Source organism: Gracilibacillus alcaliphilus (assembly GCF_016909015.1).
GTDB classification, from domain to species: domain Bacteria; phylum Bacillota; class Bacilli; order Bacillales; family Amphibacillaceae; genus Gracilibacillus; species Gracilibacillus alcaliphilus.
The window spans coordinates 21,768-36,424 of sequence record NZ_JAFBFA010000036.1 but is presented as its reverse complement, the minus strand read 5'-3'; the positions used below and the strand labels follow the sequence as shown (position 1 = coordinate 36,424).

Here is a 14,657-nt window from a genome sequence, read left to right as displayed (position 1 = left end):
ATATAAAGGAGGAATGAAAAAATGAGGAAAAAGTTGGTTATACTGTTGGTTTCTATTATAGGGGTAATTATCTTGGCTGCCTGTCAGAATGATGATTCAGCCGGGGAAGCAGGGTCAGAGGAGTCAAGGGAAAATGTAAATAAGGAAGGTTTTCCGATTGTGGAAGAACCTATTGAATTAGAATTCTTTACCGGAAAGTACGAGCCCAATTTGGATAACTATGAAGAAACATTAGTTTTCGAGACATACGCTGAACAAACAGGTATTAATGTCAACTTTGATGAGGTACCATTTAGCACATTGACAGAGAAGCGAAATCTGACCTTAGCAAGCGGGGAATATCCAGATGTCTTTTATTCAGCCAGGATCCCTTCCGCAGATATTGTATCGTACAGTCAGCAAGGAGTATTTATTCCTTTGGATGATCTGATTGAAGAGTATGCTCCTAATATTCAAGCTTTTCTGGAGCAACATCCTGATGCACGAAAAGGGCTGACCATGCCGGACGGACATATCTATTCCATTCCATCTTATTATAATCCAGATTTTCTGCCGATGCTGATTGGAAAACCTTTATGGGTAAATGAGAAATGGTTAGAGGAGTTAGGCATGGAAGAACCAACAACCATAGATGAATTTACCGAATATTTACAAGCTGTCCAAGAAACAGATCTAAATGGTAATGGCGAGAATGACGAGATCCCATTTAGTGCCGCTAGTATTGGTGAGATTCGCGATATGTTGAAAGGTGCTTGGGGATTCGGTACGAGAGGGGTCGGTAATAAGTTTGTGGATGTGGACCCAGAAACGAATGAGTTAAGGTTTATGCCAACTGAACCAAAATATCAAGAAATGCTGGAATATATTCATGACCTGTATGCAGATGGACTCATTGATCCAGAGATTTTCACGATGGACGATGTGACACTAAATGCCAAAGGTGCCCAAGATATTCTTGGAGCTAACATCTCTCCTAACCCAATTACTGTAATGAATCAGCAAGATTTTATCGGACTAGGTGCATTGGAAGGACCACATGGTGATCAAGTATACAGTCAGGTAAAGACGCCATTAATTCATGTAGGTGCCTTTGCTATTACCAGTGCAAATGAACATCCAGAAGCAACCTTAAGATGGATTGATTATTTCTTCAGTGAAGAAGGTGCGACATTCCAGTTCATGGGAGTGGAAGGAGAAACATATGAAGTGACAGAGGATGGCGGATACGAATATGTCGAAGAGATTACCAACAATCCAGATGGACTAACAATGGATGAGGCATTAACTCCGTATGTCACATGGATGGGCGGAAGTTACCCAGGATATGTGCAGGAACAATATTTCAAAGGATCTGAATCACTGCCAAATGCGATTGAAGCAGGAGAGAAGGCAAGACCAAATGTCCCTGAAGAAATTTGGAATGGCTTTAACTATACAGAAGAAGAGTTGGCGTTTATGCAAGGACCGGGAGGGGATTTGAAGACATTTGTAACAGAGCAGGAAGAGTTATTTATTAATGGATCCAGACCATTTAGTGAATGGGATGATTTTGTGGATCAAATCAATCAAATGGGATTAGAAGAATATATGCAAATTGAGGCAGCAGCACACGAACGTTATCAAGAAAGCTAGCATGGCCTAGTAACATCGCTGGAAACAGGTAACTGATATTTTGGTCCAGGGTATTTCCTGCCTGTGGCTGGGTCTCTATAGATATAAGGTGGCTAAGCGGTGTTTATTGTAACATAGTTTAGAAAGAGTAAGTTTGCTTATGATGGAGTGAAATAAATGCTTTAGAGGAGGATTTTCGTGGAGATTATTGCACACCGCGGGGCATCTGGGTATGCCCCAGAGAATACATTAGCCGCCTTTCAAAAGGCTGTGGAGTCTGGGGCAACCGGAATTGAATTGGATGTTCGTTTAACAAAAGATCAGGTTCCCGTTATTTGCCATGACCCTACGATCAAAAGAACCAGTAATGGTACAGCGGCCATCCATCAATCAAGTTTGGCAGAACTGAAGCAATATGATTTTGGGGCTTGGTATGATTCAGAATTTGTTGGAGAGAAAATTCCAACAGTGGAGGAAACGTTAAAGTTGTTAAAAGACAAGGATGTAGATATTAATATTGAAATAAAAAACGGTCCAGTTATGCAGCCGGGTATAGAGAAGGTATTGGTTGATCTGATTGATAAATATGATATGCAAGATCGTATCCTCATCTCTTCATTTGATCACCATTGTTTAAAGAGGGTTGCCATATTAGATGAGACGATTCGGATAGGTTTTATCCTTCATATGAATTTGCTGCATGTGTTTGATTATCTGAAAAATAGCGGAGTGAAGACCTACAGCATCCATCCAAATTATTTCTATGTTACGGATGAGATGATAGAGAAGGCCCGCAAACATAAGGTGAAGGTTTACCCATACACTGTTAACGATAAGGAATTGGGCAGAAAATACTTGGAGCAAGGTGTGGACGGATTAATCACAAACAAACCACTTTTATTTCAACAATTAGTCGGCTAGATAGCCATCAGTGAAGGGGTTCGCACGTCCTTACACTGATAGACAGCGAGATTTATCAGGGGTTAGCCTCCACTTAGACTGTTGTGACATCCCGCAAGACCTTGAAGTGGATGGGGCTGATTGCAACAGGATAGAAGTAAAGAGAAAGGACAGAAGAGGAAAGGTGCCAAAGCTATTTGAGGGTCAAAAAAGGTGCAGGTTGATGACTCTTAAATAGCTTGTTTTCGTAGCAGAACTGGACCAACATCCTATCTGTAGAGATTTGTCTTTTTACTGGGAGGATGATAAGACAGTGAGATAGAAGGGATTGTTTACAAGTCCAGCAATATGATGTGGTGTCAGCTTTGTCATACTGAACTTCTTGGCATTTTTGAGCACACAATCGAAGGAGATAACATTCAACGTGAATAGAGGATTTATTTTTGATTTAGATGGCACTATTTATGTAGGAGACAGGCCTGTTGAAGGGGCTAAGGAAACTATTCAATATTTAAGGAATAATGGAGACAAAGTTATTTTTTTAACCAACAAGCCCATTTCTACAAGAAGCGATTATGTAAAAAAATTAACTCATATGGGAATAGAGACAAAATGTCATGAAATTATCAGCTCCGGCAGTATAGCTGCTCACTATTTGCGAAAGAGACTTAGAGATAGGGAGGCGGTATTGGTCGTTGGTGAAAAACCCTTACTGGATGAATTAAGACAGGAAAAGATTCCTATTACAGAAGATCCGCATAAGGCAAACTTTGTGCTGCTCAGCTGGGATCGGCAATTTAATTATGAGAAATTAAACAAAGCGTATCAAGCCTGGTACACCAATGGGGCTCAAATTCTGGCAACCAATTCTGACCGAACTTGTCCAGAAGGGGATGGACAAGTTCCAGACAGCGGAGCCATTGTAGGTGCAATAGAAGGTGCCACAGGACAACCAATTGATTATGTGGTTGGCAAACCGTCTCGTTTTGCAGCGCAATATGTAGTTCATGAAGTGCTAGGACTAGCGCCAGAAAATTGTTATATCGTTGGTGACAGGTTGGAAACAGATATCCAAATGGGTATTGATAACGGCTTACACACGATTCTTGTATTAACCGGAATAACGAAACCTTCCATGCTCACTGCCTCCCATCCAAAACCTACCTATGTTATGGAAAGTGTTCGCGATATTTTGAATTGGAACAACTAGTTGGAAACAAGGATAGATGAACGATAACATATAGCTGCACATCTATCCTTGTTATAACTACCTACGTCCATCCAAGTGAGGTGTGGCTTCATCAGTATTTCTTATATAATCATGTAATATGGGCAAGTCAGGCGGATTAATGTTTGAAGGGAGTTGTTTAAGCTTAAAAAACTTTAATTCTTGAACTTCCTTTGCTTCCTTTTTTAATACACCTGTATAATTACGGCATAGATAGGCAGATATTACATTATACACTTCATCTCCGTGAGGATATTTATAGTAAAAATCCTCACCGGAATAGACATTGAATAATGTTAATTGATTTGCAGTTAATCCAGTTTCTTCGAATAACTCTCGTTTAGCCGTTTGTTCTAAGTTTTCATCTAACTCTAATGAACCTCCGGCCAATCCCCAGCAATTATTATCCTGGCGCAGTTGCAACAGTATCTCTTTATGATCGTTTATTAATATGACACAAGCTCCAACCATGATAAGCGGACGCGTGCCTACTAACTTTCTTAATTCCATTATATACCCCATTTGTTATCCTCTCCTTACATAATATATACAAAGCCAAAAAGCCAGTCCCGGGAATGGAACAGGCTTTCTGTTGTGTGTATTTACGCAGTATCTTTCTGTCGTCTGGCTAGGAATAGTACGCCTCCGCCTGCCAACAGAAGTATAAGACCGATAAGGGCGTAATTGGCATAATTAGTTGCCGTATCAGGTAATCTATTTTCTGTCTCTGTGATGGCTGCCTCTATAGCAGGGGTTTCTTTTTCTGTTTTTTCCCTCTCAATCACGGTTGGAGCAGTAATGACCTCTTTTTCCACAGAGGTAATAGTATGTGAGATAGGAGATATGACTTCATTCAATGATCCTCCTGTTTCGTGAAGGGCATCAGAATCAACCATTTCTCCAGTAATAATAAGATCTGCAAGAAAATCTCCTTGTAGATTATAGATGTTCACTTTTAAGCTGGCATTAACAAGCTCTGTTAAAGAAAGTAAGTCTTCTAGTGAGAGAGGTTCTTCTGCTCCATCACGCACAAGCATGAATTCTGTCTTCAATTCAAAAATAGAGATGAATTCTTTGTAGATGGAGAGCAACTCTGCTACTTGAGCTGGAGCCAGTTCGGTTACTGTCTCAAAATCTGCAAAATCCATCAACCGATATGATAAATCCAAGATACGTTCGATGGTTTCATCACTAGTAATATCAGGGATACTCAGGATGTGCTCTTCTAAGCGGATCAGTTCCTCCTCGGTTAAGTCATATTGTTCCATGAAAAATGCTAAGTCAATAAAATCATCTTCCCAATAGATGAAGCCGTCTAAATCATTGGCAAGGTCATCCAAGAAGATATAATCATTTATATCTAAGTTATTTTCCTCCATAATTTGCAAAATATCTTCTAAGGACATAGCAAAGTAATCTGGAAGGTTGCTTAAATCCGCCTTGATCACTTCATTCAAAAAGTCAGACAGCTCTGTGACTGTTTTGAAATCATCTAATGAAGCGTCATATAAAGAAAGGGAAGACGCAATCTGCTCATTTGTAACGGTGAACCCTCTAGTTTGACTGACTTGTTCCAGATAACTCTCCAGTTTTTGATCAAAATCTGGCTCACGCTCTCTAAGATCATCAATAGTGAAGTAAAGGTTATCCACAAAGATAAATTCATCAATGGTTTGCCCATTTTTCTTTAAAAGGGTTTCTACATCTGCTTTTTTCAGCTGATAGTCTTGATATAACGATATCAAATTACTTCCGTCTGCTTGGATGACATCTCCTAAGAAATATTCCAAGTCTTCTATGTTAAATTCATCAAGTGTAGCATCATAGAGGTTAAGGGAACGTTCAAGATCTGCTTGTGTGACCGTAAAACCTCTTTCCTTGCTTACCTTGTTCAGGTAGTTTGTCAATTCTGCGTTGCTTGGCTGAGCACTGACCGCACTCGGTAAAACAGCAATAAATAGTATCAATGCTATTAATATAACTGCCGCTTTTCTCATCTCTTCTCCTCTTTTCAATAAAATGAGGCTTCTATCTTTTCACGACTGGAAATGCAACTTGTCAGCGTGTCAACATCCGTTCTTTTCTCTCTCTGCCTTATCTGTCTAGGAGTTTAATAGGAGGAAGAACACGTGATAAAATAACAAGCCCAATGAGAAGATTATATAATTGAACTAGGAAGTTGGCAATCTTTTTTTAGCGAAATCTACAAAATATAGAAAAAAGGTATTCCTTTTCACCTAGTGGCGATGTGAAAATATCCAGAATACATTTACATGTTTTTCTTCCTTTTTCAAAGAACACTCTCAGGCAAATAAACCGTAAAATAGAACAATATTAGCCATGTTATTATCTAAACATATACCATAAAATAATGGTATTAGAGAAAGTTTAGAATCTCTATCCTAGATAGAAGATGGGAGCCATATTCTATTTTGGAAGAATGCAGGTGAGAGGCATGCAGAAGAAGCTCTTATTAATAAGTTATCGATTGCAGGGCCATCTAGGAGAGGCGAAGGCACATTCACATCAGGAGTATGAAATATATTTTTTCCATGAAGGGACGTGCCGATATCTCATCCATAATCAAATTTATGATTTGCAGCCAGGAGATATTCTGTTAATGGATGGTTTAGCCTTACATAAGCCAAATGTGCCAAGTGACAGTTCCTATATTAGAAGTCATATCCACTTTTCACCAGATATGATCCGCCCTTTGTTAAAGACGATAGGTGCTGAGTCTTTATTAGATGTGTTTAGTCAATTGCATCATTGCCTGTTTCGATCCAATCAGACGGAGATGATTCAACGAGTGGAATCCTTGTTTCAAGCCATGGCAAAGGTGTATGCAAACGAGTCCATGTCTGTCTATGAAAAGGAATGGGAACTCAAACTGTTAATTGCACAGATATTGCTGGTGGTCAATCGGCTGGGGAAACAAGAATCACATAAAAAGGCTGTCGATAAATACGAGAAGGCACAACACGCCGAGAATATCGCAACCTTTATCCAGAAACATTTCCATCAGAAGTTATCGATTCAAATCATTGCCGATGCCTTAAATGTCAGTAAGTTTTATGTATCACATGTATTTAAAGAAATGACAGGTTATACCGTTATGGAGTATGTAATGGCAGTAAGACTGCAGCAAGTCAAATACTTACTAGAAGCAGAGGCGGCCAAACCGATCCAGCAAATCGCTGATGCATGCGGTTTTGAAAGCGCCTCCCACTTTAGTCGCTTTTTCAAGAACAGTGTAGGTATGACAGCCAGACAATATCGTCAGGAGCGGCTTGCGATTTATCACCTTATGGATCGTCATAAGCCGAAATGAGGAGATTTTTACCTTAAACACGTCCTGATAAGTGAAACTTCATTGCAGAAATTATTACTTTTTATGAGAAATAAGAAATCCTTACTATAGTAGAAAGGGGTTAGCGTATATGCTGCGAATTGGAATTATAGGGCTTGGTGATATATCTAAGATACATCTGCCAGTTATTAAGGGGTATGAACAGGCAGAATTGACTGCCGCTTGCGATATAGATGAGGGGTTGCGTGAAGCAGTAAAAGGGGTTCCATTTTATCAGGATTACCAGATGATGCTGGAAGAGGAAGACCTCGATTGTGTTCATATCTGTCTGCCGCATCATTTGCATTATCCAGCAGTTAAGGCAGCAGTAGAGCAGGGGGTCCATGTTTTATTAGAAAAACCACTGGCCGATAATTTGGCAGATAGCAGAGCCATTGTAGAATTGGAGGAAAACCACCCAGACGTAAAAATTTGCGTCAGCTTGCAAAACCGTCTCAATGAAACCGTGCAAGAGCTACGAGCGATGGTCCAGAGTGGAGCATATGGCAAGATAACAGGGTTAAAGGGCTTAGTTACATGGCATCGCCCAAAGGCTTACTATGAAATCAAACCTTGGCGCAGTGCGATGGCAACGGCTGGCGGTGGTGTGATGATTAATCAATCCATTCATACACTGGATTTACTGCAGTTTATTGGCGGGGAAATCAAGGCTATCCGCGGTTCTGTCGATCAATTGTTAGATAACGGTTATGATATTGAAGATACAGCCAGTGCCTATATTCAATTCCAAAACGGGGCGACGGGACTGTTCTTTGCTACCAATGCCAATGCCCAAAATTCTTCGGTGGAATTTCAGGTTACATTGGAGAAAGCTAAGCTCACCATTAAAGATAGTATCTTAACCATTGCTCAAGAGGGGAATAAGAAGGAAAAGGTCATAGAGGATCAAAAGCTGCCCGGTTCCAAATTCTATTATGGGGCTAGTCATGCTAAATTAATTACCAACTTCTATCAACAGTTATTAGAAAATGGTGATCATTATATTCATGCCAAAGAGGCAGAAGTATCAATGGAAATGATTGATCGAATCTATGAATCATCACGAACAAAACAAACAATCCCATTTAATAACCAATTTCAAAAGGAGAGTGTTGAAAAATGAGTAAACAAGATGGTATGAATTACGCACCAAAAGGTAAACCAAATCCAGTGGTAAAAGAAGGAGAATTTATCTTTGCGGCAGCGGCCTTGGATCATGGACATATTTATGGACAATGTAATGGGTTAGTAGAAGCAGGCGCAACATTGAAATGGGTGTATGACCCAGATCAGGCGAAAGTGGATGCCTTTTTAGAGGCCTTTCCACAAGCTAAACAAGCAAGTTCACTGGAAGAGATCCTTAATGATCAAGAAGTCCAGTTAGTAGCAGCTGCAGCGATTCCTTCTAAACGCAGTGCACTGGGAAATCGTGTAATGAAGGCAGGGAAAGACTATTTTACGGATAAGACGCCGTTCACTACACTGGAGCAATTAGAAGAAACAAAGAAGGTAGTGGCAGAAACTGGTCAGAAGTATATGGTATATTACAGTGAGAGATTGCATGTAGAAAGTGCTGTGTTCGCAGGCCAATTAATAGAACAAGGTGCGATCGGACGTGTTTTGCAGGTGACAGGATTCGGCCCGCACCGCTTGAATGCCCCAGGCAGGCCGGATTGGTTTTTTGAAAAAGAGAAATATGGCGGGATTTTGGCCGATATTGGCAGTCATCAAATTGAACAATTTCTATTTTTTACAGGAAATGCCGAAGCGGAAGTAGCTCATAGTAAGGTGGCTAACTATAACAACCCAGATTATCCGGAATTGGAGGATTACGGTGATGCCACGTTGGTGGGAGCAAACGGTGCAACACAATTCTTCCGGGTTGATTGGTTTACGCCAGATGGATTGAGTACATGGGGAGATGGCAGAACCTTTATTACAGGAACAGAAGGTTTTATCGAAATCCGTAAATATGTCGACCTTGCTACAGATAAGGGCGGCAACCAGCTGTATCTAGTGAATGAAAATGGAGAGCAGCATTTCAACTTACAGGGAAAAGTTGGTTTTCCATTCTTCGGTGAGTTGATCAAAGACTGTATCCACCGTACAGAGAATGCGATGACACAAGACCATACCTTTAAAGCAGCAGAGCTATGCCTGATTGCCCAAGATAAAGCAGTAAAAGTAGAGTAGTAGAAGAACGAAACCCTAGAAGCAGGCAGAGGCTTCTAGGGGTTTTTATGTCGTAAACATGAGCGAGCAGGCACTGAACCGCGACTTGCCGTAATACAACAGAAGTGAGTGGCCATAAAGAAGTAGCGAGTGACCGGTAAATGATCTTGAGTGGCCAGTATAATATTACGCTGGCTCCAGCAAGCATTCATCAGCTTTGCTAAGAACAATCACACTTTATCGTTAATCAGTAATATGATATTGTCTATAGGTATAGAGATTCTCGGCTAAATTATATATCCCTAAGCTGGCGATGGATCATCGGCAAATCTTGATCAATGATCAATGGATAGAAGGGGAAAGGCAAGGAGAATTCATAGTGGTGGATAATTTGGCTTCTGGTATGAGCAGGATTAAACGACAGTTATAGATATTGGCAGATTGCACTGCCAATTATTCCATCCAGTGGAAGGAGGGGATCAAGCTATGAATCATTATATAAATAATATTAATGTCTTTTATAAAAATACTTCTATTGATCACGGTACTCAGCATTTGCACACGCATTCCCATTCGCATTATGAAATCTATTATTTTCATAAAGGGAACTGTAAATACTTGATTGATGATGATGTGATTAGGCTGGAGAATAATGATCTAATTATTATGAATGGAACATCCTTACATGGCCCATATTTGCAGAAAGAGACGCCTTATATCCGCAGTGTGGTAGAATTCTCAGCAGAATGGATCCGGCCAATTATCAAGCAGTTAAAAGTTCCGATGCTTTTAGATCCTTTTGAGAAGTTGACCAATTCCTTATACCGAGGGGTAGATCAGCAAACATTGGATAAAATAAACGCTGCTTTGGAGGCGTTACATTTGAAAAAGATGTATCTGGCTGATTTAACCCTGTCTGATTTAGAGAAGGACCTGTTAGAGGGACAGATTATTAATCATTTTGTCGCATTATTATTTATGATTTATGAGATTAGTAATAAGGAGCTAATCAAAATCCCGCTCGCCAATAATGAAAAGAATAACCATGTTAATCGTTTGATTACATGGATTGATCAGAATTATCAGCGTAATATTACCTTAGATGAGATGGCAGACAATTTGCATCTTAGCAAGTATTATATGTCTAGAATTTTTAAGGATATTACGGGCAAGACAATTATGCAGTATTTAATAAATCGAAGGTTAGTGCGCACGAAGTATTTGCTGGAAATGTATCCTGATAAATCAATGGTTGATATTGCTATGGAGTCAGGGTTTGAGAGCCCTTCCCATTTCAGCAGAAAGTTTAAGGATCATTATCATATCAGCCCGACCGAGTATCGAAGTTTAAAGTTATCTAAATAAGTGAAAGAGAACTGTCTTGGAAGAAATATTTCTAAGACAGTTTTTTTTGTGGGGAAAAACGTGTTGTTGTACCATAGCTTTTTGGCGGTCATTAAACTTCAGTTCTTCTTTTGGTTTTGAACACAGATAGTAATTTTGTCATCAGTATCATAAGATTTATGTCGAGGCTGGGTTAAATTGAAAATAAGTGAGTATTTTACAAAATGAGCCAAATTCCAATACTTACTGATAAAAACCAGTGCAATCATAGTAAACTGCAAAAGCTATAGGCAGGAGGTGCAACAAGCATAAGTCTGAGCAAATAATCGTACATCACAGCAATTTCAGTCAAATCCAAAGCAAGGAGGTGCGAGAGGGAACCAATAACTGTTGTTAAAATAGCAGTATTACAGATTCGATAAAGCGATTACATTTTTGATTTGTATTGCTCACAAGTTTAAGAATTGTTACAGGTAACATATGAGGTAAGGGGGAATAAGATGAAAATTGGTTGTTGCGCAAGTATAGAAGAAGCAGCACGATTACGCGAAGCAGGGTTTGATTTTTTAGAGGTTCCGGTGACATCCCTTCTAGGGGACAGTGAAGAAGAAGTGAATCAAATCATAGCAAAATATCGGTCAAGTCCTTTACCAATTGAAGTATGCAATATCTTTTTGCCAAGTACATTGAAACTAACCGGATTAAATGTAGATGACCAGCAAATAGATCGTTATCTAAAAGAAATGCTGCCACGTGTCAAAGCGATAGGTGCCGATACCATTGTTTTTGGCAGCGGAGGAGCCCGCTCGTTTCCAGAGGGTTTCTCTAAACAAGCAGCGGAACAGCAAATCATTGCCTTTTTAAAACGTGTAGCTGGTTATGCGGAGCCACTAGGGTTGACCATTGTAATTGAGCCTTTAAATCGAGAGGAAAGTAATCTAATCAATACTGTTTTGGAGGCGGTTACGGTAGCAGAACAAGTAGATAGCCCAGCTATTCAGGTACTGGCCGATTTCTATCATATGCAAAAGGAAAAGGAGTCACTGACACATATAACAGAGGCTGCTCCGCGGCTTCGGCATATTCATGTGGCTGACAGCGGGAGACATGCCCCTGGTACAGGGACTTATCCGTATCAGGAGTTCAAACAGCAGTTAGATAAAGCTGAATATACCTGGCGAATCTCGGTGGAATGCGAATGGCAGCAGTTTGAAGTGGAAGCTTTCCAAGTGAAGCGGTTTTTAGATACCATTTTTAATGGGATGGAGCGATGATGAAATCATTAGAAAAAGGGGAGAAGTGCTGTGAACGAGCAAGCAGAGAATATTAATGTCTTTTATAAAAACACTTCTGTCGATCTCTATACTCATAATTTTTATACCCATTCACATTCACACTATGAAATTTATTTTTTCCATGAAGGAGACTGTAAATATTTAATTGATGACCATGTGATTGAATTGGAGAGGAATGACCTCATTATTATGAATGGTTCTTCTCTGCATGGTCCGCATCCGCAGCGGGGTGTGCCTTATATCCGTACGGTAGTAGAATTCTCGGCAGAGTGGATTCATCCGATTATTAAGCAGTTAAACGTACCGATGCTCTTAGATCCGTTTGAGAAGTTAACCAATTTCTTATATCGGGGGATTGATCAGAAGTCACTTGATCAAATGATTACCATTTTCAAGACATTGCATTTAAAGAAGGTATATCTGGCAGATTTAACTGCATCAGATCTGGAAAAACGACTCTTAGAGGGCCAGATTGCCAATCACTTACTGGAGTTATTATTTATCATCTATGAGATTAGCAACAAGGAGTTCATCCAGATTCCAATGGCCAATAACGAGAAGAACAATCATGTCAACCGCTTGATTGCCTGGATTGACCAGAATTATCAGCGCAATATTACCTTAGATGAGATGGCCGAAAATCTTCATCTGAGCAAGTATTATATGTCGAGAATCTTCAAAGATACTACAGGCATGACGATTATGCAATATTTAATGAATCGAAGGTTGGTACGGACGAAGTACTTGTTAGAGATGTATCCCAATAAATCGATGCTTGATATTGCCATGGAGTCTGGCTTTGAAAGTTCTTCCCATTTCAGCAGGAAGTTTAGAAACCATTTTCATGTCAGTCCAACCGAATATAGAAACTTAAAATTATCCAAATAGGTTATTGATAATGTTGAAAACGTTGTCAATATAAGGAGGGGAACAAATTGGTAAAAAAGAAACAAGCAACATCAGGGGGGGCTGTACAAATGTCGTCCAGCATGGCTGCTAACGCAGACGTAGACACAATAAAGAGTAAAAAACGAAGATCTACCTTTACGTGGTATTTATTTCTCTTACCAAGTTTTCTAGGCATTCTATTGTTTATGGTCTATCCCATCGTGGAGTCCTTTCGACTGAGTTTCTACCAGTCAAACGGTACGGTGGAAACGTTTATTGGGCTGCGTAACTTTCAATATGTATTAACATCGGCAACTTTCTGGAATACTGTCTGGAATACGTTCTTTATCGGGATCTTTCAGATTCTGATTACGATTCCGCTTGGTTTTATCTTTGCTTCATTAATTAACTCGGTTCGGTTCGGGCAGAATTTCTTTAAGGTAGTTTACTTTCTTCCTAATGTAACGTCGATTGTGGCAGCAGCAATGATATTCCAATTCGTACTGCACCCAGAGATGGGGGTTGCCAATTATGCATTAGATGCATTAGGTTTGCCGACTTCAACTTGGTTTTCAGATCCAACTACATCCAAGTGGGGGGTTATCTTACTGTCTGTATGGCACTGGATTGGCTTTGTCGTTATTATTTGCTTGGCTAATTTACAAGCTATTTCTCCAGAAATGTATGAAGCCGCACGAATCGACGGAGCAAGCTCAATCCAGCAATGGTTATTTATCACCATTCCCAATATGAGCGGTACGTTTGCATTCTTGTTGATTACCGGTTGGATTGGAAGCTTGCAGCGTTTTAACGAGATTTATGTCTTAGGCGGCCCAAGCGGAAGTCCGGCAAGATCGATTCAAACGATGGGAGCATTTATCTATGAACGGGGTTTTACAGGCTTTGAGTTTGGAATTGCCTCGGCAGCAACCTATATCATGTTTGTGATCATACTTATTTTTACATTCTTTAATTTGAAAATTTCGAAAATGAAGCTGTAAGAGAGGAGGAGCATAATGAGTGATAAAACAATGAGAAGAACGAATAATATTGTATCGTTTTCAGCCTTATTTCTGTGTGGAATCGTATTGATGATGCCTTTTATCTGGATGGTCAGTGTTGGATTTGACCGGACGGCAAACATCACGATGCCATTTCCGCCGAGATTGATTCCAGAGGAGGTATCCATCTTTAATTATGGTCTGGTTCTGGAGAATGGGAGGTTGATTAGCGCGTATATTAACTCTGCTATTGTAACAATCAGCTCGGTTGTCCTTCAGGTCGGGGCCTCATTATTTGCAGGTTATGCCTTTTCTAAGGGTGATTTTAAGTTTAAGCGCCTCTTGTTCATTGTTGTCCTTTGTACATTGATGATTCCAATGGAGCCAAGACTAATCCCTTTGTATACCTTATTTAACAAAATCGGCTTATTGAATACATTCTGGCCTTTAATTCTGCCATCAGTTATCTCTGGTTTATTAATCTTCTTGTCGAAGCAATTCTTTGACCAGCTTCCTGATACACTTCGTGAAGCGGCGCAAATTGATGGTGCAGGTGAATTTAGAATCTTTTTCCAAGTCTATTTCCCATTGGCTGGCCCTATTGCCGCTACCATGGTGATTTTATCCTTTATTTGGAGCTGGAATGACTTTATGTGGCCATTGGTTGTCTTAAATAATCAAGATTTGCATACAGTGCCGCTGTATCTAGCCAGTTTCTCTCTAGAAAACGGTACAAGTCTGGGTGGTTTAACGATGGCTTTAGCAACGGTAAGTGTCCTGCCTATAGTAGTCCTATATCTTTTCTTACAAAGATATATTATTCAAAGTATCGCATTAAGCGGCGTGAAAGGGGAGTGATAACGGCTTTT

Annotated in this window: 13 protein-coding genes; 11 read left to right on the top strand and 2 right to left on the bottom strand. The window is 39.9% G+C overall.

What is annotated here, in order from left to right:
• The first annotated feature begins 21 nt into the window (after positions 1 to 21).
• From JOD18_RS19975 to JOD18_RS19965, 3 genes are all read left to right on the top strand, one after another.
• Positions 22 to 1,632 (top strand): extracellular solute-binding protein, encoded by a 1,611-nt coding sequence (locus JOD18_RS19975; protein WP_204670890.1) that lies wholly within the window; start codon positions 22 to 24, stop codon positions 1,630 to 1,632.
• Between the two features lie 177 nt (positions 1,633 to 1,809).
• The gene (locus JOD18_RS19970) at positions 1,810 to 2,532 is read left to right on the top strand and encodes a glycerophosphodiester phosphodiesterase family protein (protein ID WP_204670889.1); all 723 of its coding nucleotides are present in this window, start codon (positions 1,810 to 1,812) and stop codon (positions 2,530 to 2,532) included.
• A gap of 403 nt (positions 2,533 to 2,935) precedes the next feature.
• The gene (locus tag JOD18_RS19965; protein ID WP_204670888.1) at positions 2,936 to 3,721 is read left to right on the top strand and encodes an HAD-IIA family hydrolase; all 786 of its coding nucleotides are present in this window, start codon (positions 2,936 to 2,938) and stop codon (positions 3,719 to 3,721) included.
• Positions 3,722 to 3,778: 57 nt separating this feature from the next.
• Here JOD18_RS19965 and JOD18_RS19960 read toward each other — a convergent pair whose 3' ends face one another.
• Positions 3,779 to 4,261, bottom strand: coding sequence for an NUDIX hydrolase (locus tag JOD18_RS19960; protein WP_204670887.1), 483 nt, complete (start codon positions 4,259 to 4,261; stop codon positions 3,779 to 3,781).
• 80 nt (positions 4,262 to 4,341) lie between these two features.
• Positions 4,342 to 5,736: a processed acidic surface protein gene (locus tag JOD18_RS19955; protein WP_204670886.1), complete on the bottom strand. Its 1,395-nt coding sequence runs from the start codon at positions 5,734 to 5,736 to the stop codon at positions 4,342 to 4,344.
• A gap of 458 nt (positions 5,737 to 6,194) precedes the next feature.
• On the opposite strand from JOD18_RS19955, the gene JOD18_RS19950 reads away from it, so the two are divergent.
• From JOD18_RS19950 to JOD18_RS19915, 8 genes are all read left to right on the top strand, one after another.
• Entirely contained in the window at positions 6,195 to 7,070 is an 876-nt protein-coding gene (locus JOD18_RS19950; RefSeq protein ID WP_204670885.1) for an AraC family transcriptional regulator, read from the top strand.
• Between the two features lie 109 nt (positions 7,071 to 7,179).
• Positions 7,180 to 8,211 carry a Gfo/Idh/MocA family protein gene (locus tag JOD18_RS19945; protein WP_204670884.1) on the top strand — a complete coding sequence of 344 codons (1,032 nt, stop codon included), beginning with the start codon at positions 7,180 to 7,182 and terminating at the stop codon, positions 8,209 to 8,211.
• Positions 8,208 to 9,281, top strand: coding sequence for a Gfo/Idh/MocA family protein (locus JOD18_RS19940; protein ID WP_204670883.1), 1,074 nt, complete (start codon positions 8,208 to 8,210; stop codon positions 9,279 to 9,281). The genes JOD18_RS19945 and JOD18_RS19940 overlap by 4 nt, the downstream gene beginning before the upstream one ends.
• Before the next feature lie 465 nt (positions 9,282 to 9,746).
• Positions 9,747 to 10,625: an AraC family transcriptional regulator gene (locus JOD18_RS19935; protein ID WP_204670882.1), complete on the top strand. Its 879-nt coding sequence runs from the start codon at positions 9,747 to 9,749 to the stop codon at positions 10,623 to 10,625.
• A gap of 479 nt (positions 10,626 to 11,104) precedes the next feature.
• Positions 11,105 to 11,878 (top strand): sugar phosphate isomerase/epimerase family protein, encoded by a 774-nt coding sequence (locus JOD18_RS19930; RefSeq protein ID WP_204670881.1) that lies wholly within the window; start codon positions 11,105 to 11,107, stop codon positions 11,876 to 11,878.
• A 30-nt stretch (positions 11,879 to 11,908) separates the two neighbouring features.
• Positions 11,909 to 12,787, top strand: coding sequence for an AraC family transcriptional regulator (locus tag JOD18_RS24880; protein WP_204670880.1), 879 nt, complete (start codon positions 11,909 to 11,911; stop codon positions 12,785 to 12,787).
• Between the two features lie 47 nt (positions 12,788 to 12,834).
• Entirely contained in the window at positions 12,835 to 13,788 is a 954-nt protein-coding gene (locus JOD18_RS19920) for a carbohydrate ABC transporter permease (RefSeq protein WP_239588256.1), read from the top strand.
• Positions 13,789 to 13,803: 15 nt separating this feature from the next.
• Positions 13,804 to 14,646 (top strand): carbohydrate ABC transporter permease, encoded by an 843-nt coding sequence (locus JOD18_RS19915; protein WP_204670879.1) that lies wholly within the window; start codon positions 13,804 to 13,806, stop codon positions 14,644 to 14,646.
• Positions 14,647 to 14,657 lie beyond the last annotated feature (11 nt).